Annotated in this window: 16 protein-coding genes, 2 rRNA genes and 1 riboswitch; of the genes, 14 read left to right on the top strand and 4 right to left on the bottom strand. The window is 70.2% G+C overall.

All coding sequences use genetic code 11. The features are described 5' to 3' along the window. The 12 genes from V2J85_RS05190 to V2J85_RS05135 all read left to right on the top strand — a co-directional run. Window positions 1–106 (top strand): 23S ribosomal RNA (locus tag V2J85_RS05190); the annotation flags it as partial. A 77-nt stretch (window positions 107–183) separates the two neighbouring features. Continuing rightward, window positions 184–300 (top strand): 5S ribosomal RNA (gene rrf, locus V2J85_RS05185). Between the two features lie 150 nt (window positions 301–450). Beyond that, window positions 451–1,062, top strand: coding sequence for a cardiolipin synthase ClsA (locus V2J85_RS05180; RefSeq protein WP_261952845.1), 612 nt, complete (start codon window positions 451–453; stop codon window positions 1,060–1,062). Window positions 1,063–1,181: 119 nt separating this feature from the next. Then, complete coding sequence (locus V2J85_RS05175) at window positions 1,182–3,677, top strand: mannose-1-phosphate guanyltransferase (RefSeq protein ID WP_261952846.1); 2,496 nt, start codon at window positions 1,182–1,184, stop codon at window positions 3,675–3,677. A 75-nt stretch (window positions 3,678–3,752) separates the two neighbouring features. Further along, window positions 3,753–4,685, top strand: coding sequence for a DUF881 domain-containing protein (locus V2J85_RS05170; RefSeq protein WP_261952847.1), 933 nt, complete (start codon window positions 3,753–3,755; stop codon window positions 4,683–4,685). Continuing rightward, the gene (locus V2J85_RS05165; protein ID WP_003984969.1) at window positions 4,682–5,014 is read left to right on the top strand and encodes a small basic family protein; all 333 of its coding nucleotides are present in this window, start codon (window positions 4,682–4,684) and stop codon (window positions 5,012–5,014) included. Before V2J85_RS05170 ends, V2J85_RS05165 begins: the two co-directional genes overlap by 4 nt. A 5-nt stretch (window positions 5,015–5,019) precedes the next feature. Then, window positions 5,020–6,009 (top strand): DUF881 domain-containing protein, encoded by a 990-nt coding sequence (locus V2J85_RS05160; RefSeq protein ID WP_261952848.1) that lies wholly within the window; start codon window positions 5,020–5,022, stop codon window positions 6,007–6,009. Between the two features lie 118 nt (window positions 6,010–6,127). Further along, the gene (locus V2J85_RS05155; protein ID WP_261952849.1) at window positions 6,128–6,976 is read left to right on the top strand and encodes an FHA domain-containing protein; all 849 of its coding nucleotides are present in this window, start codon (window positions 6,128–6,130) and stop codon (window positions 6,974–6,976) included. 17 nt (window positions 6,977–6,993) lie between these two features. Next, window positions 6,994–7,740, top strand: coding sequence for a transcriptional regulator FtsR (gene ftsR / locus V2J85_RS05150; protein ID WP_261952850.1), 747 nt, complete (start codon window positions 6,994–6,996; stop codon window positions 7,738–7,740). 56 nt (window positions 7,741–7,796) lie between these two features. Then, the gene (locus tag V2J85_RS05145; protein ID WP_006606439.1) at window positions 7,797–8,270 is read left to right on the top strand and encodes a bifunctional nuclease family protein; all 474 of its coding nucleotides are present in this window, start codon (window positions 7,797–7,799) and stop codon (window positions 8,268–8,270) included. Window positions 8,271–8,465: 195 nt separating this feature from the next. Further along, a complete protein-coding gene (locus V2J85_RS05140; RefSeq protein ID WP_261952851.1) occupies window positions 8,466–9,071 on the top strand; it encodes a MerR family transcriptional regulator in 606 nt (201 codons plus the stop codon). A 66-nt stretch (window positions 9,072–9,137) separates the two neighbouring features. Beyond that, entirely contained in the window at window positions 9,138–10,601 is a 1,464-nt protein-coding gene (locus tag V2J85_RS05135; protein WP_330820727.1) for a DNA polymerase IV, read from the top strand. Here V2J85_RS05135 and V2J85_RS05130 read toward each other — a convergent pair. Beyond that, window positions 10,499–10,894: a PRC-barrel domain-containing protein gene (locus V2J85_RS05130; RefSeq protein ID WP_261952853.1), complete on the bottom strand. Its 396-nt coding sequence runs from the start codon at window positions 10,892–10,894 to the stop codon at window positions 10,499–10,501. The genes V2J85_RS05135 and V2J85_RS05130 overlap by 103 nt on opposite strands. Window positions 10,895–11,008: 114 nt before the next feature. Continuing rightward, window positions 11,009–11,106: riboswitch (glycine riboswitch) on the top strand. 188 nt (window positions 11,107–11,294) lie between these two features. On the opposite strand from V2J85_RS05130, the gene gcvP reads away from it, so the two are divergent. Next, window positions 11,295–14,180: an aminomethyl-transferring glycine dehydrogenase gene (gene gcvP, locus V2J85_RS05125; RefSeq protein WP_261952854.1), complete on the top strand. Its 2,886-nt coding sequence runs from the start codon at window positions 11,295–11,297 to the stop codon at window positions 14,178–14,180. A gap of 77 nt (window positions 14,181–14,257) precedes the next feature. Here the strand turns inward: gcvP and V2J85_RS05120 are convergent, their stop codons facing one another. Beyond that, a complete protein-coding gene (locus V2J85_RS05120) occupies window positions 14,258–14,452 on the bottom strand; it encodes a DUF5999 family protein (protein WP_030416598.1) in 195 nt (64 codons plus the stop codon). 354 nt (window positions 14,453–14,806) lie between these two features. Further along, window positions 14,807–15,397, bottom strand: a complete 591-nt coding sequence (locus tag V2J85_RS05115) for a hypothetical protein (RefSeq protein ID WP_261952855.1) — start codon at window positions 15,395–15,397, stop codon at window positions 14,807–14,809. 578 nt (window positions 15,398–15,975) lie between these two features. Between V2J85_RS05115 and V2J85_RS05110 the strand changes: the two genes are divergently transcribed. Further along, window positions 15,976–17,529 (top strand): glutamate-cysteine ligase family protein, encoded by a 1,554-nt coding sequence (locus V2J85_RS05110; protein WP_330820726.1) that lies wholly within the window; start codon window positions 15,976–15,978, stop codon window positions 17,527–17,529. A gap of 46 nt (window positions 17,530–17,575) precedes the next feature. On the opposite strand, the gene V2J85_RS05105 is transcribed toward V2J85_RS05110, so the two are convergent. Beyond that, window positions 17,576–19,363, bottom strand: coding sequence for a substrate-binding and VWA domain-containing protein (locus tag V2J85_RS05105; RefSeq protein WP_330820725.1), 1,788 nt, complete (start codon window positions 19,361–19,363; stop codon window positions 17,576–17,578). Between the last annotated feature and the right edge of the window lie 156 nt (window positions 19,364–19,519).

Here is a 19,519-nt window from a genome sequence, read left to right as displayed (position 1 = left end):
CTTGATGGGGTAAGGCTCCCAGTAGACGACTGGGTTGATAGGCCAGATATGGAAGCGCCGTAAGGTGTGGAGTTGACTGGTACTAATAGGCCGAGGGCTTGTCCTCAGTTGCTCGCGTCCACTGTGTAGGTTCTGAAGTAACGACCGTTGAGTCATGATTCCGGTTGGTTAACTTCATAGTGTTTCGGTGGTCATAGCGTTAGGGAAACGCCCGGTTACATTCCGAACCCGGAAGCTAAGCCTTTCAGCGCCGATGGTACTGCAGGGGGGACCCTGTGGGAGAGTAGGACGCCGCCGAACTAAATTTATGAAAAGCCCCGTGGGAACCATTGGTTCCGGCGGGGCTTTTCTGCGTTCTCGGTGATCTTGGGACCCGCGGCGCGGCCCGGTCGGCGGGACAGGTAAGGTCAAGGGGCATCGTTGGCACATTTCCCACAGGAGGCCCCCGCGGTGGAGGTCCAGGAGACGCGGGTCCAGACCGATCGCGTCCTCACCATCCCGAATATCCTGAGCATGGCTCGCCTCGTCGGCGTGCCCCTGTTCCTGTGGCTGATCCTGTGGCCTGAATTCGGGGGCCCGAAGGCCGCCAACGGCTGGGCGCTGCTGGTCCTCGCCCTGAGCGGCGTCAGCGACTATCTGGACGGCAAGCTGGCCCGGCGCTGGAATCAGATCAGCAAGCTGGGCCGGATCCTCGACCCGGCGGCCGACCGCCTGTACATCCTGTCCACGCTCGTCGGTCTGACGTGGCGCGACATCCTGCCGATCTGGCTCACCGCCGCCCTGCTGGCGCGGGAACTGATGCTCCTCATCGCGGTGGGAATCCTCGGGCGTCACGGATACGGACCTCCCCAGGTGAACTTCCTGGGCAAAGCAGCTACGTTCAACTTGATGTATGCCTTCCCGTTGCTCTTGCTGAGCGACGGAGATGGCTGGCTTCACTCACTCGCTGCTGTTTTCGGATGGGCGTTCGCAGGATGGGGTACGGCGCTCTACTGGTGGGCAGGGATCCTCTACGTGGTCCAGGTCCGTCGGCTCATCAGGGCGGACGCCACCGCCGACTGAGCTCTTCGAACCGGCAGATAGTGCCAGGGCCCGGCGCCCGTAGGTAAGAACAGGAACAGCGGGCTCTGGGCAAGTGAAGTCGGCAAGACCGTCGTCTCTCAGAGGAGGACGCTTCCGACATGAAGGCCGTTGTGATGGCCGGCGGCGAAGGAACACGCCTTCGCCCCATGACGTCCAGCATGCCCAAGCCGCTGCTTCCGGTCGCCAATAGGCCGATCATGGAGCACGTCCTGCGGCTGCTGAAACGGCACGGTCTCAACGAGACCGTGGTCACCGTGCAATTCCTTGCCTCGCTCGTCAAGAATTATTTCGGTGACGGCGAAGAGCTGGGAATGGAGCTCACCTATGCCAATGAGGAAAAGCCGCTCGGCACCGCCGGCAGTGTGAAGAACGCCGAGGAGGCCCTCAAGGACGACGCCTTCCTCGTCATCTCCGGTGATGCCCTCACCGACTTCGATCTCACCGATCTGATCCGGTTCCACAAGGAAAAGGGCGCCCTCGTCACGGTCTGCCTCACCCGGGTCCCCAACCCCCTCGAGTTCGGTATCACCATCGTCGACGAAGGCGGCCGGGTCGAGCGGTTCCTGGAAAAGCCGACCTGGGGCCAGGTCTTCTCGGACACCGTCAACACCGGCATTTACGTCATGGAGCCCGAGGTCTTCGACTACTTCGAGCCGGACGTGTCCGTCGACTGGTCCGGTGACGTCTTCCCGAAGCTGATGAAGGAAGGCAAGCCGATCTACGGCTATATCGCCGAGGGTTACTGGGAGGACGTCGGCACCCACGAGAGCTACGTCAAGGCCCAGGCCGATGTGCTCGAGGGCAAGGTCGATGTGGAAATCGACGGCTTCGAGATCTCGCCGGGCGTATGGGTGGCCGAGGGCGCCGAGGTGCACCCCGATGCCGTGCTGCGCGGTCCGCTGTACATCGGCGACTACGCCAAGGTCGAGGCCGGGGTGGAGATTCGCGAGCACACCGTCGTCGGCTCCAACGTCGTCGTCAAGAGCGGGGCGTTCCTGCACCGGGCCGTGGTGCACGACAACGTCTATCTCGGGCAGCAGAGCAATCTGCGCGGCTGCGTCATCGGCAAGAACACCGATGTCATGCGGGCCGCCCGGATCGAGGACGGCGCGGTCATCGGCGATGAATGCCTCATCGGCGAGGAATCGATCGTCCAGGGCAATGTGCGGGTCTATCCCTTCAAGACCATCGAGGCCGGTGCCTTCGTCAACACCTCGGTGATCTGGGAATCCCGCGGCCAGGCGCATCTGTTCGGCGCGCGCGGCGTGACCGGGATCCTCAATGTGGAGATCACCCCGGAACTCGCCGTGCGGCTCGCCGGCGCGTACGCCACCACCCTGAAGAAGGGGTCCACGGTCACCACCGCCCGGGACCACTCCCGTGGTGCCCGTGCCCTCAAACGGGCGGTGATCTCGGCACTGCAGGCCAGCGCCATCGACGTACGCGACCTGGAGAACGTCCCGCTGCCGGTCGCCCGCCAGCAGACCGCCCGCGGCAGCGCCGGCGGCATCATGATCCGTACGACGCCCGGTGTGCCCGACTCCGTCGACATCATGTTCTTCGACGAGCGGGGCGCCGACCTCTCGCAGGCCGGGCAGCGCAAGCTGGACCGGGTCTTCGCCCGGCAGGAGTACCGCCGCGCCTTCCCGGGCGAGATCGGTGACCTGGCGTTCCCGGCCAGCGTCTTCGACTCGTACACCGGCTCGCTGCTGCGGTCCCTGGACACCACCGGCATCGCCGAGTCGGGGCTGAAGGTCGTCGTGGACGCCTCCAACGGCAGTGCGGGTCTGGTCCTGCCCAGCCTCCTGGGCCGGCTCGGAGTCGATTCCCTGACCATCAACCCCGGTCTCGACGAGTCCCGGCCCACCGAGACCGCCGACGCCCGACGCTCCGGGCTCGTCCGGCTCGGCGAGATCGTGGCCTCGGCGCGGGCCGCCTTCGGCGTGCGCTTCGACCCGGTCGGTGAGCGGCTGTCCCTCGTGGACGAACGCGGCCGGATCATCGAGGACGACCGCGCGCTGCTGGTCATGCTGGACCTGATCGCCGCCGAGCGGCGCACCGGCCGGGTCGCGCTGCCGGTGACCACCACCCGGATCGCCGAGCAGGTGGCCGCCTACCACGGCACGCAGGTGGAGTGGACGACGACCTCGCCCGACGACCTGACCCGGGTGGGCCGGGAGGACGGCACGGTCTTCGGCGGTGACGGCATGGGCGGCTTCATCATCCCGGAGTTCAGCAGCGTCTTCGACGGCGCCGCCGCCTTCGTCCGGCTGATCGGCCTGGTGGCCCGCACCCAGCTCACGGTCAGCCAGATCGACGCGCGGATCCCGCGGGCCCACGTCCTGCGGCGCGACCTGGCCACCCCCTGGGCGGTCAAGGGCCTGGTCATGCGGCACGTCGTCGAGGCGGCCGGCGACCGCGACGTGGACACCACCGACGGCGTCCGGGTCGTGGAGTCCGACGGCCGCTGGATCCTGGTCCTGCCCGACCCGGCCGAGGCGGTCACGCACCTGTGGGCGGAAGGACCGGACGACGCCTCCGCCCAGCAGCTGCTGGACGAGTGGTCGGCCGTGGTGGACAGCGCCGGACGCTGATCCGGACCCCACCGGCGGGCCGGGCATCGGCACGCCGGTGGGGCCATTGGGAGACTGCGGAGCCGACGTGCGACGATGTGCGGCATGTCGCAGCAGCGCCCCGATCGGAGCACACCGAACAGACCGGCCGCGCGCCCCGACGCGTCCATGTCGCTGCTGACCAACGTGATGGATCACAGCCTCGACGACGGGTACGCCGAGGCGGCCGCGCGCAAGTCCGAGGCCGGCGTGCGCGGTCTGCCGCGCACCCTGCGGGCGAAGTTGGGCCTCGCGGCCGGTCTGGTGCTGGCCGCGCTCGTGGTGACCGTCGGGGCGGCCCAGGCCCGGATATCCGCACCGACGCTCGCCAAGGAGCGTACGGAGCTGATCAACCGCATCCAGAAGGGCACCGGCGAGGCGGACCGGCAGCAGAAGCGCGTCGACGCGCTGCGGGACGACGTCAGCAGGATGCAGCGCGAGGCGCTGAAGCAGCACGGTGGGGGCAAGGCCGAACTGCTCGCCCTGCTGGCCGGTTCGACGCAGGCCACCGGTCCCGGCGTGAAGCTCGTCGTGGACGACGCCAAGGGAGCCGAGTCCAGCGGCGGCGGGCCACGGGAGAGCAGCGACTTCTCGGACACCGGGCGGGTGCGGGACCGGGACATGCAGCGCGTCGTCAACGGCCTGTGGGCCTCGGGCGCGGAGGCCATCTCCGTCAATGGACAGCGGCTTACGTCACTCTCGGCGATCAGAGCCGCAGGAGACGCCATACTGGTCGACAACAAGCCACTGGTGCCGCCTTATACGGTGCTGGCGGTGGGGGACGGGCAGCGGCTGAGCACCGCGTTCCAGGACAGCGCCGACGGTCAGTACCTGCACATTCTGCAGGAGAACTACGGCGTCCGCGCCAGGATTTCCGCCGAGAGCGAGCTGACGCTGCCGCCCGCGCCCAGCTTGATCGTACGTACCGCAAAGCCGCAGGCCGGTGCCGCCAAGCCGGACGGCGCCGACACAGGGAAGGGCACATCGTGATCGCCGTACTGGGCCTCATCGTGGGAGTCGTGGTCGGGCTGGTGGTTCGGCCCGTGGTGCCGACGGTGGTCGAGCCTTACTTGCCGATCGCTGTCGTCGCCGCGCTGGACGCCGTGTTCGGAGGTCTGCGGGCCATGCTGGACGGGATCTTCGACGACAAGGTCTTCGTGGTCTCCTTCCTGTCGAACGTGGTCGTCGCGGCGCTGATCGTCTTCCTCGGTGACAAGCTGGGCGTCGGTGCCCAACTCTCCACCGGTGTCGTGGTCGTGCTCGGCATCCGCATCTTCTCCAACGCCGCGGCGATCCGCCGGCACGTCTTCCGGGCGTGAGGCGGATGGCAACGGACGAGACCCCTGAGCCGGAGCAGAAGCCGGAGCAGCGGCCCGAACGACCGGAGCAGAAGCCGGAGCCGGAGCGGGAGCAGGAACACGGCTCGGCCGGCCGGCAGCCGATGCCGCCGGAGAGCCGGAGCACCCCGGAACCGGCGAAGTCCGCGGACGACGCGGAAAGCCAGGAACCGGACACGACTGGACAGAAGCCGGACAACGGGGCAGACTCCTCGGCCCCGGCGGCGGACACCGGCGACGGGGACGCGGAACGCCCGAAGACCGGTCGTGAGCGGCTGGTGGCGAGCCTGTGGCCGCCGCGGTTGACCCGGGCTCAACTGATCGTCGCCCTGCTGCTGTTCATTCTCGGCCTCGGCCTGGCGATTCAGGTACGTTCCACGAGTGACAGCAGTGCGCTGCGAGGTGCGCGTCAGGAGGACCTGGTGCGCATCCTGGACGAGCTGGACAACCGCTCCCAGCGGTTGACGGACGAACAGCGGCGCCTGGAAGGGCAGAAGACCGAGCTGGCGAACAGCTCGGACCAGGCCGAGGAGGCCCGTAAGCAGACCGTGGAGAAGGAACAGCAGCTGGGCGTGCTGGCCGGGACCGTCGCGGCGCAAGGGCCCGGCATCAACCTGACCATCGACGACCCGACGCACTCCGTGGAGGCGGACAAGCTGCTGGACACCATCCAGGAGCTGCGGGCGGCCGGCGCCGAGGCGATCCAGGTCAATGACGTCCGGGTCGTCGCGAACACCTCCCTCTCGGACGTCCGGGGCGGGGTGGAGATCGACGGCAGGCGCGTCACGCAGCCGTACCGCTTCAAGGTCATCGGCAAGCCGGAGGATCTGGAACCGGCGCTGAACATCCCCGGCGGAGTGGTCCAGACACTGGAAAAGGAGCAGGCCAAGGTGTCTGTGACCCGAGAAAAGAAGATCATTGTGGACGCCTTGCGAGCGGCGAAGCGGCCTGACTACGCTCGGTCGTCATCGCAGTGAGGCGTACAGGTATGTCGAGTGCCCCAGGAGGGCATGAGGTAGCGGGGGGTCGACGCACCGTGCGTGTGGTGTGTGGTGGAAACTGTCTGGAGGCCACGGACGTTCACTGGATGTCCGGATGGGCCGGTGTGTGCATCGAGGGTTCGTCCTGCCCCACGGGCGGGTCTGTTTCGTTCAAGGGGAATCGCCCGTGAAGTTGTTTGGAAAGCTGTTCGGCAAGAGCGCGCGCCAGGAGGGCGGCAGCGGCTCCGCGCGGCATCGCGCCGCGGGCCGGGCCGACGAGAGCGGCGCGGCCGAGAACCGTCCGCTCTTCCGTGACGAGGTCGGCGGTCCGTCCGGGGGGCACGGCGCGGGTTCTGTTGACCCCTCCGGTGCCGCCCGCATAGGTTCCCAGGAACCATCAGCCGCACCCACGGGCGGAGGTCCAGCCTTGCCGGTTTGTACGAGGTGTGGGCACCGGAACGCCGAGGCGAGCCGGTTCTGCTCCAACTGCGGCGCGCCGCTGCGTGCGGGCGCGCAGCCCGAGCGGGCGTCCGAGACGACGTCGACGATCTCCATCTCGGGGCTCGAGGCCTACGACTCGGAGACGACGGGCCAGAACCTCTCGCCCGCGCTGTCCCCGGAGGCCCAGGCGGCCGTCGACGCCCTTCCGTTGGGTTCGGCGCTGCTCATCGTCCGCCGCGGTCCGAACTCCGGCAGCCGTTTCCTGCTGGACAGCGAGCTGACGACGGCGGGCCGGCATCCGCAGAGCGACATCTTCCTCGACGACGTGACGGTCTCGCGTCGCCATGTGGAATTCCGTCGCGGCCCGGACGGCCTCTTCACGGTCTCCGACGTCGGCAGCCTGAACGGCACCTACGTCAACCGTGAGCGCATCGACTCCGTCGCCCTCACCAACGGCGACGAGGTCCAGATCGGCAAGTACCGCCTGGTCTTCTACGCGAGCCAGCGAGGCGCCGGTATCTGACCGGCCAGGGAAGGCACATGCGCCATACACCGAAAGGCGGTGCCGGAGATTCCGGCACCGCCTCCTCGGACGGCAGGCCGGTGAGCATCGGCACGGTGCTCAACCAGCTGCGCGAGGAATTCCCCGAGGTCACCATCTCCAAGATCCGCTTCCTGGAGGCCGAGGGGCTGGTCGAGCCGAAGCGCACGCCTTCCGGGTACCGGAAATTCACCCCGGCCGACGTGGAGCGGCTGGCGAACGTCCTGCGGATGCAGCGCGACCACTATCTGCCGCTGAAGGTCATCCGCGAGCATCTGGACGCCATCGAGCGCGGTGAGCAGGTCGCGCTGCCGGCGCCCGCCGCACCTGCCCGCGATCTGATCGAGGGCGTCCCGGAAGCGGGCGAGGACACCCCCACGGCTGCCCGGATCGGCCGGGCCGAGCTGCTGGCCGCCGCCGAGGTGGACGAGGCGGCGCTCGCCGACTGGGAGTCGTACGGACTCATCGTCCCCCATGCGGACGGCGGATACGACATCGAGGCCGTCACGGTCGCCAAACTTGTCGCCGACCTGGGCGGTTTCGGCCTCGAACCACGGCATCTGCGGGTCGTCAAGGCGGCCGCGGAGCGCGAGGCGGGCCTGGTCGAGCAGGTCGTTGCACCCCTTCGGCGGCACCGTAATCCGCAGACCAGGGCCCATGCCGAGGCCACCGCCAGGGAGCTCGCCACGCTCTCCGTACGGCTGCACGCGGCGCTGGTCCAGAGCGCGCTGCGGGGCCGGCCGTAGTGAGCAAAAGAGTGCCCGACTACCCAAACCTGCCGGGCACGTCCTAGGGTTGCTGTGTGAACGAGCTCGACGTCGTGGGTGTCCGGGTGGAAATGCCTTCCAGCCAACCGATCGTGCTCCTGCGGGAGGTGGGGGGCGACCGTTACCTGCCCATTTGGATCGGGCCGGGTGAGGCCACCGCCATCGCCTTCGCCCAGCAGGGCATGGTCCCTGCCAGGCCGCTGACGCACGACCTTTTCAAGGACGTGCTGGAGGCGGTGGGGCAGGAGCTGACGCAGGTCCGCATCACCGACCTGCGCGAGGGGGTCTTCTATGCGGAACTGGTCTTCGCCAGCGGGGTGGAGGTCAGTGCCCGTCCGTCCGACGCGATAGCGCTGGCCCTGCGCACCGGAACGCCGATCTTCGGCACCGATGGTGTGCTGGACGACGCGGGGATCGCGATCCCGGACGAGCAGGAGGACGAGGTGGAGAAGTTCCGCGAGTTCCTCGACCAGATCTCACCCGAGGACTTCGGGACCAACAGCCAGTAGCCGGTGCGGCCGGACGGGCGAAGGGTCTGATTCCGGCCAAACTATTTAGCCATTCCCCACGCGAGGTCACGAGAAACCACTCGTAGGGTGATTATCACTCGGCGTGGCGAGCGCGGCGATCGTTGACGCACCCCGAGTGACTGCATACCGTCGATATGGCAGGTCCCGTCCGGGACGTGGAGGACGGAGGGCGGCGTGGCAATCACCGGCGACGGTATGGCGGCGGAAGGGGCGTTGCCGCTCCACGCGGGGGCAACGGCGAACCGCGCCCCGGCACCGGCCGCGGCGGTGTCGGGGGACTGCGAGGCGCAGGACATCGGCTATCGCGGCCCGACCGCGTGCGCGGCAGCGGGCATCACCTACCGGCAGCTCGACTACTGGGCACGCACCGGCCTGGTGGAGCCGAGCATCCGGCCGGCGTACGGCTCCGGCACCCAGCGGCTCTACAGCTTCCGGGACGTCGTCGTCCTGAAGATCGTCAAGCGGCTGCTGGACACCGGTGTCTCGTTGCAGAACATCCGCACCGCCGTCCAGCACCTGCGCGCGCGGGGGCTGGCGGATCTGACCCGGATGACGCTGATGAGCGACGGCGCGACGGTCTACGAGTGCACCTCACCCGACCAGGTCGTCGACCTGCTCCAGGGCGGCCAGGGGGTCTTCGGGATCGCCGTCGGCGTGGTGTGGCGGGACGTGGAGGGCGCCCTCTCGCAGCTGCACGGTGAGCGCGTCGACACCGGCGAGACGCTGGTCGGGAAGAACCCGCACGACGAGCTGGCGCGGCGGCGCAACCGGGCCGGCTGAGCCGCGCCCCCGGGCCCCGGCCCGGCGACGGGTCGATTGTCAGTGCCATGCGGCAGCATCGGACATGTGAGACCCGCGCCGACGATCCTGCATCTGGACATGGATGCGTTCTACGCCTCTGCTGAGCAGGCGGCGAAGCCGAGCCTGCGCGGGAAACCGGTGGTGGTCGGCGGGATCGGGCCGCGCGGTGTGGTCGCCACGGCGTCGTACGAGGCCCGGGTCTTCGGGGTGCGCTCGGCGATGCCGACGGCCCAGGCGCGCCGGCTGTGCCCCAACGCCGCGTATCTCAGTCCGCGTTTCACCCTGTACCGCCAGGTGAGTGAAACGGTCATGGGGCTGCTGCACGCCCTGTCGCCGCTGGTGGAGCCGCTGAGTCTGGACGAGGCGTTCGTGGACCTGGAGGCGGGCGGGGTGGCCCCGGAGACGGCCGCGGTACGGGCCGTGGGGGAGCAGCTGCGGCGCGACATCCGGGCGGCGACCGGGCTGACCGGCTCGGTGGGGCTGGCCGGCGCCAAGATGCTGGCGAAGATCGCGTCCGAGCAGGCCAAGCCGGACGGCCTGGTGGTCATTCCGCCCGGTACCGAGCGGGAGCTGCTGGGCCCGATGTCGGTCCGGACGCTGCCCGGGGTGGGGCCCGCGACGGCGGAGACGCTGCGCCGGGCCGGGATCCACACGATCGCCGAGACCGCGGAGGCCGGCGAGGCGGAGCTGGTACGACTCCTGGGGAAGGCGCACGGCGCCGGGCTGTACGCGATGGCCCTGGGGCAGGACGACCGTCCCGTGGTGGCCGAGCGCGATGCCAAGTCCATCTCCGTCGAGGACACCTTCGAGGTCGACCTGACCGACCGGACGCGGGTGCGGATGGAGGTGCTGCGGCTGGCCGACCGCTGCGTCCAGCGGCTGCGGGCGGCCGGGCGCTCCGGGCGCACGGTGGTGATCAAGGTGCGCAACTACGACTTCTCGACGCTGACCCGCTCCGAGACGCTCCGCGGGCCGACCGACGACCCCGCGGTCATCCGGGAGGCCGCGGTGCGGCTGCTGGAGCTGGTGGACACCACCGGCGGCGTCCGGCTGCTGGGCGTGGGGGTCAGCGGGCTGGCCGACTTCACCCAGGAAGACCTGTTCGCCCAGCTCACGACGGAGCGGGAGGCCGAGGAGCTGGCGCGGGCCGCGGAGGAGCGGGCCGGGGCGGAGCCGGCCGAGGAGGCGCCCGAGGAGGAGCGGCCGCGCCGCTGGCATCCGGGCGTGGACGTGGTCCACGACGAGTACGGCGCCGGGTGGGTACAGGGCAGCGGGCTGGGGAGAGTGACCGTCCGCTTCGAGACGCCGTGGTCCGCACCAGGGAGGGTGCGGACCTTTGCCGTCGAGGATCCGGCGCTGCGGCCGGGGGAGCCCCTGCCGCTGGTGGGCGGGGGGCCCGCGGCGGATCAGTCCTCCGATCCGGCGATCTTGCCGAAGTCGGTGTCGGAGGTGCCCGAATTGCCGGGGGACGCGGCGTCGGAGTCGGGGGAGGAGATATCCAGGCGGTAGTGGTGGTAGAGCTGGAGTTCCTGCTCAGGGGAGAGATGGCGGCCCACACCGAAGTCCGGGGCGTCCTTGATCAGCTTGCGGTCGTAGGGGATGTGCAGGCTCTCGCCGACCATTTTGCTGGGCTCCAGGGGGACGAACGCGTCCCGGCTGAAGAGCCCGGTGCGTACGGCTGCCCACTCCGGTTCCCCCGTCGCGTCGTCCAGATAGACCTCGTCGATGGTGCCTATCTTCGCGCCGTTACGGTCGAACGCTTTGCGGCCGATCAGGCTCCGGGGATCGATATCGGTTTGCACGGCCCCTCCAATTGGTCGCAACTGCCCTGTGACAACTACCAAACGGCACATTTCATGCCCCGGCCACTCGAAGGATCCTTCGAGTGGCGCGCTGGTAGGCTGGCGAATGGCCGCAGAACCCGTGCGGGAGAGTCCTTTGTCGTACGCGACCAGGGCGCCGAAGGAGCAAATCCTCCCCGGAATCTCTCAGGCACACGTACCGCACGGACGAGGTCACTCTGGAAAGCAGGGCGGGCCGCGGAAGGCACAGCTCCGGGACCCCTCCTCACCGACGGTGAAAGCCGGGCCGCCATGCGCGGGCCGGTGAAGCTCTCAGGTTGAGATGACAGAGGGGGAGGCCGTCCGGGCACCCGCGCCGTGGTGCCCCTCGTAGGTCGTACCGACCAGGAGGCCCCCGCAGATGACCACCAACCGCATCTCCCTGACCGAGCTGGAGCGCGGCACCCCCTTCGAAGCCCGGCACGTCGGCCCCGACCACGAGGCGCAGGCCAAGATGCTGGCGCACATCGGTTTCGGGTCGCTGGACGAGCTCACCGCCACCGCCGTACCCGATGTGATCAGGAGCGCGGAGGCGCTCGGCCTGCCGCAGGCCCGTACCGAGGCCGAGGTCCTCCAGGAGCTGCGCGGCCTCGCGGACCGCAACCAGGTGCTGGCCTCCATGATCGGCCTGGGCTACTACGGGACGTTCACGCCGCCGGTGATCCTCCGCAACGTCATGGAGAACCCGGCCTGGTACACGGCGTACACCCCCTACCAGCCGGAGATCTCGCAGGGCCGCCTGGAGGCGCTGCTGAACTTCCAGACGATGGTCGCCGAGCTGACCGGACTGCCCACCTCCGGCGCCTCCCTCCTGGACGAGGGCACCGCGGCGGCCGAGGCGATGGCGCTCTCCCGCCGCGTCGGCAAGGTCAAGCAGGGCGTCTTCCTCGTCGACGCCGACTGCCTGCCGCAGACCATCGCCGTGATCGAGACCCGCGCCGAGCCGACCGGCGTCGAGGTCGTCGTCGCCGACCTCTCCGAGGGCATCCCCGCCGAGATCGCCGAGCGCGGCGTCTTCGGCGTCCTGCTGCAGTACCCGGGCGCCTCCGGTGCCGTCCGGGACCCGCGCGCCCTGATCGAGCGCGCCCATGAGCTCGGCGCGGTCGTCACCGTCGCCGCCGACCTGCTCGCGCTGACCCTGCTGACCTCGCCCGGCGAGCTCGGCGCGGACATCGCGGTCGGCACCACCCAGCGCTTCGGCGTCCCGATGGGCTTCGGCGGGCCGCACGCCGGCTTCATGGCGGTGCGCGAGCAGTACGCGCGCAGCCTCCCCGGCCGCCTCGTGGGCGTCTCCGTGGACGCCGACGGCCAGAAGGCCTACCGGCTCGCCCTGCAGACCCGTGAGCAGCACATCCGCCGTGAGAAGGCCACCAGCAACATCTGCACCGCGCAGGTGCTGCTGGCCGTCATGGCCGGCATGTACGCCGTCTACCACGGCCCCGAGGGCCTGCGGACCATCGCCCGCCGCACCCACCGCTACGCGGGCATCCTCGCCGAGGGCCTGCGGGCCGGTGGCGTGGAGCTGGTCCACGGCGCGTACTTCGACACGCTGACCGCGCGGGTGCCCGGCCGGGCCGCCGAGGTCGTCGCCGCCGCCCGCGAGGCCGGCATCAACCTCCGCCAGGTCGACGCGGACCTGGTCGGCATCGCCTGCGACGAGACCACCGGCCGCGCCCAGCTGACCGGGGTCTGGGCCGCCTTCGGCGTGCAGGCCGACATCGAGAAGCTCGACGCGACCACCGACGAAACGCTTCCGCAGTCGCTGCTGCGCACCGACGACTACCTCACCCACCCGGTCTTCCACGAGCACCGCTCCGAGACCGCGATGCTGCGCTACCTGCGCACCCTCGCCGACAAGGACTACGCGCTGGACCGCGGCATGATCCCGCTCGGTTCCTGCACGATGAAGCTGAACGCCACCACCGAGATGGAGCCGGTCACCTGGCCCGCGTTCGGCCAGCTGCACCCCTTCGCCCCGGCCGACCAGGCGCAGGGCTACCTCACGCTCATCCAGGAACTGGAGGAGCGCCTCGCCACCGTCACCGGCTACGACAAGGTCTCCATCCAGCCCAACGCCGGCTCCCAGGGCGAGCTGGCCGGCCTGCTGGCGGTCCGCGCCTACCACCGCGCCAACGGGGACGAGCAGCGCACGGTCTGCCTGATCCCGTCCTCGGCGCACGGCACCAACGCCGCCAGCGCCGTGATGGCCGGCATGAAGGTCGTCGTCGTCAAGACCGGCGAGGACGGCGAGGTCGACGCCGACGACCTGCACGCCAAGATCGAGAAGCACCGTGACGAGCTCGCGGTCCTGATGGTGACCTACCCCTCCACCCACGGCGTGTTCGAGGAGCACATCACCCAGATCTGCGCCGCGGTGCACGACGCCGGCGGCCAGGTCTACGTCGACGGTGCCAACCTGAACGCGCTGGTCGGCCTCGCCGAGCCGGGCAAGTTCGGCGGCGACGTCTCGCACCTCAACCTGCACAAGACCTTCTGCATCCCGCACGGCGGCGGTGGCCCCGGTGTCGGCCCGGTCGCCGTCCGCGCCCACCTGGCGCCGTACCTCCCCAACCACCCGCTGCAGCCCACCGCGGGCCCGGAGACCGGCGTCGGACCGATCTCGGCGGCCCCCTGGGGCTCCGCGGGCATCCTGCCGATCTCCTGGGCGTACGTCCGCCTGATGGGCGGCGAGGGCCTCAAGCGCGCCACCCAGGTCGCGGTCCTCAGCGCCAACTACATCGCCAAGCGCCTGGAGCCGCACTACCCCGTGCTCTACACCGGCCCCGGCGGCCTGGTGGCGCACGAGTGCATCATCGACGTCCGGCCGCTGACCAAGGCGACCGGCGTGAGCATCGACGACGTCGCCAAGCGGCTGATCGACTACGGCTTCCACGCGCCGACGATGTCCTTCCCGGTGGCCGGCACGCTCATGATCGAGCCGACCGAGAGCGAGGACCTCGCCGAGCTGGACCGCTTCTGCGACGCGATGATCGCCATCCGCGCGGAGATCGAGAAGGTCGGCACGGGGGAGTGGGACAAGGACGACAACCCGCTGCGCAACGCCCCGCACACCGCGGGCGCGCTCGGCGGCGAGTGGACCCACCCGTACTCCCGCGAGGAGGCCGTCTTCCCGGCCGGTGTCGTGGCGGCCGAGAAGTACTGGCCGCCGGTTCGCCGCATCGACGGCGCCTTCGGTGACCGCAACCTCGTCTGCTCCTGCCCGCCGCTGGACGCGTACGACGGCTGAGCCGTTCCACGGCAACAGCAAGGGCCCTCGGCAGGCGTTCTGCCGGGGGCCCTGGTGGTTCTACCGGGTGCGCGGGGTCAGGCCGCCGCGGTGACCCGGGCCCGGTGCGGGGCGATGACCTGCCCGTCAGGCAGCAGCTCACCGGTGTCCTCGAAGAGCAGGACGCCGTTGCAGAGCAGGCTCCAGCCCTGCTCCGGGTGGTGTGCCACAAGGTGTGCGGCCTCCCGGTCGGTGGAATCCGCTGAGGGGCAAGGTGGTTGGTGCTGACACATGGAAGTTGTCTTTCGCTGCGGTGTGGTGAACGTCGTCGTGCGGCTCGATGAGCTCGATGAGATGGCCATGGCCGCTCCCCCGTTTCTTCGGTCGGTCCCAGTGTTGCCCTACGGAGGGGATTCCGCAGGGATTTCGCAGCAGCGGTACTCACTCGATATCGACGCGTCACCCGTGCGGGCGGTTGCTCCCAAGTGCTCTCCGCTCCAAGGAGGTTGGCAGTGGTATCCGCGGGCTAGCCCGCGCGGGTGAGCACGCCAGCGCGCCCCGTGACCGGAAAGGGCCACGGGGCACGGTCGTGAGGGGCGTGGTGCGCCGGTGCGCGGGTACCCGGAAGGACGCCGCCGGCTTGCGGCTCAGGCCGGTTCGCGCAGTTCCAGGGGCGCGGAGGCCAGACGCAGGGTGAGCCGGGGGAGCAGGTCCGCGACGTGGTGCGTGCGGTGGGCGGCGATGCCGGGCGGGGCGGGCGCCAGCGGCACCAGCAGGTCATCGGCTGCCGGCAGCCCCGCGGCCCCGTCGGAGGAGAGGTCGTGATGCAGCCAGAGGGTGAGCATGTACAGCTCCGGTACGGACAGCAGCCGGGGCTGGTAGGGCGCGGTGAGCGCCTCGGACTGTGCCAGCGCCCGTTCGGTCGAGGCGACGTAGGGGCCGCCGCAGAACCGCCCGAACGTCCAGCCGTCCGCGGTGAGCACCGCCTCGGCGGTCGCCACGGCCCGCTCGCCGCCGCGGACCAGGAACTGCCAGCCGGCCAGCCGGGTGTGCGGCGTGCCGTCGGCCCGGCTGACGTCGTCCCAGACGTGCAGGGGCAGCGGGTGGTCGGGGCTGAGCGGGCCCTGATGGGCGCGCAGGGCGGGGACCGGGGCCTCGCGGACGGCGGTCGGCGAGCCGAGGGCGGTCAGGATGCTGCGCAGGGCGGGCGCGGGGGCAGGGGCAACGTGCAGCGGCATGGTGGGTCGCCTCTCACTTCGGAGACACGGTGGAGCGTGGCAGGTGCAAACGGCGCTGTTTGCGTGCGGGGTCAGAGCGTGGCCGGCCGGGGCTGCGGCCCGGCGTGGGGAATCAGGGCCTGTCGTCGAACCACGCCACGGGTGGGAACACCGCGACACGGGGCGCCAAGTCTCTGCCTCGTAAGCGGAGTTTATACGACGTATGTTCTGAAAGTGTTTCGGCTACCGGCCTTGCGGATTTCCGACAAGGCCGAATCCGGACCGGTCCGCGAGGTGATTTACTCCAATTTGTACGGAGCCTTTGTCGCGCCACCTCGTATTGCCTCGCCGGTGCGGTAGGCCGGATCTCGTCGGTGAATCTCACGAGCGAAATGCGGACGGCGATCGCCGCTGAGATATGCCGGTGGAAGATGCCGGGCGCCGTACCACTTCGAGCCTATCGGCACCCGGCCGCCCCGGAGGCGTTATCGATCAGATTGCCGGGGCATCATCGACCGTAGCGCGAGCCCCGGCGTGCCCGGGTTCGCCCCCAAGCGGCCCGTGGCCGCGGGCCGTTCACTGGAGGAGGGACCCTTTCGATGGGGGAGAAGGTCGCCGCGGACGGGATCGACCTGGCGGACCGGGAGCGTTATCGAAGAAAGCTACACGACTGTCTCGAGGGATTGCACAGGCTCCTCGTGGAGAAGCGGTTCGACCGGCCCCGGAATCTCATGGGCCTGGAGATCGAGCTCAATCTCGCCGGCGCCGACGGGCGCCCCCGCATGCTGAACTCCCAGGTTCTCGAACGGATCGCCAGCCAGGATTTCCAGACCGAACTCGCCCAGTGCAATCTGGAAGTCAATATCCTCCCGCACCGGCTCTCCGGCCGCGTGCTGGACCAGCTCGCCGAGGAACTCCGCACGGGCCTGAGTTACGCCGAAAGAAAGGCCCGCGAAGTCGCCGCCGGAATCGTGATGATCGGCATTCTGCCGACCCTGGACGCCGCCGACCTGACCGTCGCCAGCCTCTCCGAGAACGACCGCTACGTCCTGCTCAACGACCAGATGCGGGCGGCCCGCGGCGAGGACTTCGTCCTGGACATCCAGGGCGTCGAGCATCTGGTGGCGCGTTCCCCCTCGATCGCGCCGGAGGCCGCCTGCACCTCCGTCCAGCTGCACCTCCAGGTGACACCGGGCCGCTTCGCCGCCGTATGGAACGCGGCCCAGGCCGTTGCCGCCGCGCAGATCGCGGTCGGCGCCAACTCGCCGTTCCTCTTCGGCCGGGAACTGTGGCGGGAGTCGCGGCCGCCGGTCTTCCAGCAGGCCACCGACACCCGCGCACCGGAACTACAGGCGCAGGGCGTACGCCCGCGCACATGGTTCGGCGAACGCTGGATCGAATCCGCATACGACCTCTTCGAGGAGAACCTGCGCTACTTCCCGCCCCTGCTCCCGGTGTGCGGACCGCAGGAGCCGCTGCGGGTCCTGGCCGAGGGCGGCGTGCCCGACCTGGCCGAACTCGTGCTGCACAACGGCACGATCTACCGCTGGAACCGCCCCGTCTACGCGGTCGCCGACGGCGTCGCCCACCTCAGGGTCGAGAACCGGGTACTGCCGGCCGGCCCCACCGTCGCCGACACCATCGCCAACACCGCGTTCTACTACGGCCTGGTGCGCGCCCTGGCCGAGGAACCGCGCCCCATCTGGACCCGCCTCCCGTTCGCCGCCGCGGCCGGCAACTTCGACACCGCCTGCCGGTACGGCATCGACGCCACCCTGCAATGGCCCCGCCCCGGCCGGACCACCGCCCTCGCCGACATCCCGGCCGTACGGCTGGTACGCCAGGAACTGCTGCCGCTGGCCGCGCGCGGACTGGACGCCTGGGGCGTGGAGGCGGCCGACCGCGACCACTATCTGGGCATCATCGAGGAGCGCTGCCGACGGCGGGTCAACGGCGCCTCCTGGCAGGCCGCGGCGTACCACCACGCCCGCCGGCAGGGCCTGGACCGGGACGCCGCACTCGCCGCCATGACCCGGCGGTACCGCGAACTGATGCACACCGGGCAGCCGGTGCACACCTGGGCGGTCGCCTGGCCGCTCGGCGCCCGCACCGCGGTGCCGGGTCCTCGCCAGGCGGCGACCGAGGGGGCGTAGCCGCCACCGGGGGGGCGAGGCCGGGGGCGGCCGCGGCCGCGCGGGCTCAGCGCGGCGCCTTGCTGCCCGCCGCCATGATGGCCTTGAGGATCACCTGGTGGATCTGCGACGGATCGTCCACCCGGTGGGCCGAACCGCCGGTGGGTGCCACGATCCGGTCCAACGCCGACGCGTCGGCCTCCGGACCGATCGCGACGGCGATCAGCGGCACCGGACGCCCCGGATCCGACAGCTTCCCCAGCTTGGTGACCAAGGCGTCGAGCCCGATACTGCTCGCGTCGTCATTGGCGCCGTCGGTGACGAGCACCACCGCGTTGAACTTCCCGCTCGTGTACGTCCGGCGGGCCTCCTCGTAGGCGGCGAGGACGGTGTCGTACAAACCGGTGGCGCCGTGGGGTACCGGGGCCAGCGAGCCGAACGCGGCGGCGAGCGCGTCACGGTGGGTGCCACCGTCGCCCTCCCGGTCGCCGAGACGACCGGTCGGGGAGAGCTCCTGGTAGTCCTTCTCGCCGTCCAGGTGGGTGGCGAACTTCCACAGCCCGATCTCGTCCTCGGGCGTGAACGTGGCCAGCGCCTGGAGGAGCGAGTTCCGGGCGAGGTCCATCCGGGTCTGGCCGCCTCGCCCCGGCACCAGGTTGCCCATCGACGCCGAGGCGTCCACCACGGTGGAGATCCGGGCACTCTGCACGGTGATCGTCCACATGCCCAGCAGGGCCTGGAGCTGCTTGGCCGTCGGAGCGTCGGCCGGTGCGGCGGAGTACGGCTGCGGATCGCGCCCGCCGGCGGCCGCCACCACCTCGGCGTCCGCCGTGCCGTCCCCGGCCCGGAAGCCGCGCTCGCGCAGCGCACGCTGCCCGCCGGGCTCGCCCAGCAGCGTCATGAAGCGGCTGGCGGCCCGCGACTGCTCGGGGCTCATCTCGTCCTGGTCCACCAGGGCGTACGGGTAGTCGAGCCGGGCCGTGCCGTCCTCCGGGTAGAAGAGATCGAGGTCCGGGCCGCCGTCCGGGCCCTCGTTGTGGGCGAACGCGGCCTGTTCGGACAGCAGCAGCGCCTGGTTACGGCGCGGATTGCCCTGCTCGGCACCGGAGTCGTCGCGCGGCAACGTGGCCATGACCTGACCGTCGCCGTCCGCGACCCGCTGGTAGAGGAGCTTGGCGGTGGCCGCGGTACGGGTGTCCGCCTCGTCCCCGTCCTCGGCGTCCTCCGTATTGGCGGCGCTGATACGGGCCAGGGCGAGCAGCCCGGTGGCGCTGCGGGTGGGATCGGCGACACCCAGGCGCAGATCACCACCGGAGGTCGCGCTCTCGGTGAGACCGGCCCAGGTGTAGCGCTTGTTCGGCCAGCCCAGGGACTTCGCCGCCTTGGGGACGGCGCCCAGCGCCAGAGGTGACGAGGCGACGTTGCCGGCGGCCGTCAGCGGGGTGCCGCTCTCCCCTTCGACCCGGTCGACCCACAGGCTCGAATCCGGTATCCAGACCTGGAACTCCGGGTCGGCGGGCCGCTGTCCGAGGGAGTCGGCGAGCTCGTGGGAGGGCCGCGCGACGACCCGGACGTCGAGACATCTGCCGTCGGTACGCGTCGCCTTCTCGCGGGCCGTATCCGCCACCGCTTCGACGGCCGGTGCAATGTCGGGCGAGGCGGCCACATCGAGCCGCACCGACGGGCCGTCACATCGCGTGCCGAAGGGCAGCAGACCGCTGCGCAGCGCCACTACGGAACCGGCGGCGACCGCGAGTACGAGGGCGGTGGACAGGACGACGGTGCGGCGCCGGGGGCCGGGGCGAGCCCCGGTGGACCGCGCGGTGGGGCGGTCGGGCAAGCTGTGTCGTCCCATTGCGGTAGCGCCTCTCCTTCTCGGAGCTCGATCGTGAATCGATGGGGGAGGAGGAAATGCGCCACGTGGATGGCGCCCGTCCCCGGCCTGTCGCGCGCGATCTTCGTACCTGCTGTCGAGACCCTAGCGGGGCGGTGGTGGCGAAGAGGCGGTAAT

It is taken from the genome of Streptomyces bugieae (assembly GCF_036352915.1).
Lineage (GTDB): Bacteria > Actinomycetota > Actinomycetes > Streptomycetales > Streptomycetaceae > Streptomyces > Streptomyces endophytica.
This window is presented reverse-complemented; position numbering and strand designations above follow the sequence as displayed.

Coding starts and splice junctions, on each gene's coding strand:
- V2J85_RS05110 (WP_330820726.1), top strand. CDS start 15,976: ATGGGGGAGAAGGTCGCCGCGGACGGGATCGACCTGGCGGACCGGGAG.
- ftsR (WP_261952850.1), top strand. CDS start 6,994: ATGCGCCATACACCGAAAGGCGGTGCCGGAGATTCCGGCACCGCCTCC.
- V2J85_RS05170 (WP_261952847.1), top strand. CDS start 3,753: ATGTGCGGCATGTCGCAGCAGCGCCCCGATCGGAGCACACCGAACAGA.
- V2J85_RS05175 (WP_261952846.1), top strand. CDS start 1,182: ATGAAGGCCGTTGTGATGGCCGGCGGCGAAGGAACACGCCTTCGCCCC.
- gcvP (WP_261952854.1), top strand. CDS start 11,295: ATGACCACCAACCGCATCTCCCTGACCGAGCTGGAGCGCGGCACCCCC.
- V2J85_RS05160 (WP_261952848.1), top strand. CDS start 5,020: ATGGCAACGGACGAGACCCCTGAGCCGGAGCAGAAGCCGGAGCAGCGG.
- V2J85_RS05115 (WP_261952855.1), bottom strand. CDS start 15,397: ATGCCGCTGCACGTTGCCCCTGCCCCCGCGCCCGCCCTGCGCAGCATC.
- V2J85_RS05105 (WP_330820725.1), bottom strand. CDS start 19,363: ATGGGACGACACAGCTTGCCCGACCGCCCCACCGCGCGGTCCACCGGG.
- V2J85_RS05120 (WP_030416598.1), bottom strand. CDS start 14,452: ATGTGTCAGCACCAACCACCTTGCCCCTCAGCGGATTCCACCGACCGG.
- V2J85_RS05155 (WP_261952849.1), top strand. CDS start 6,128: ATGGGCCGGTGTGTGCATCGAGGGTTCGTCCTGCCCCACGGGCGGGTC.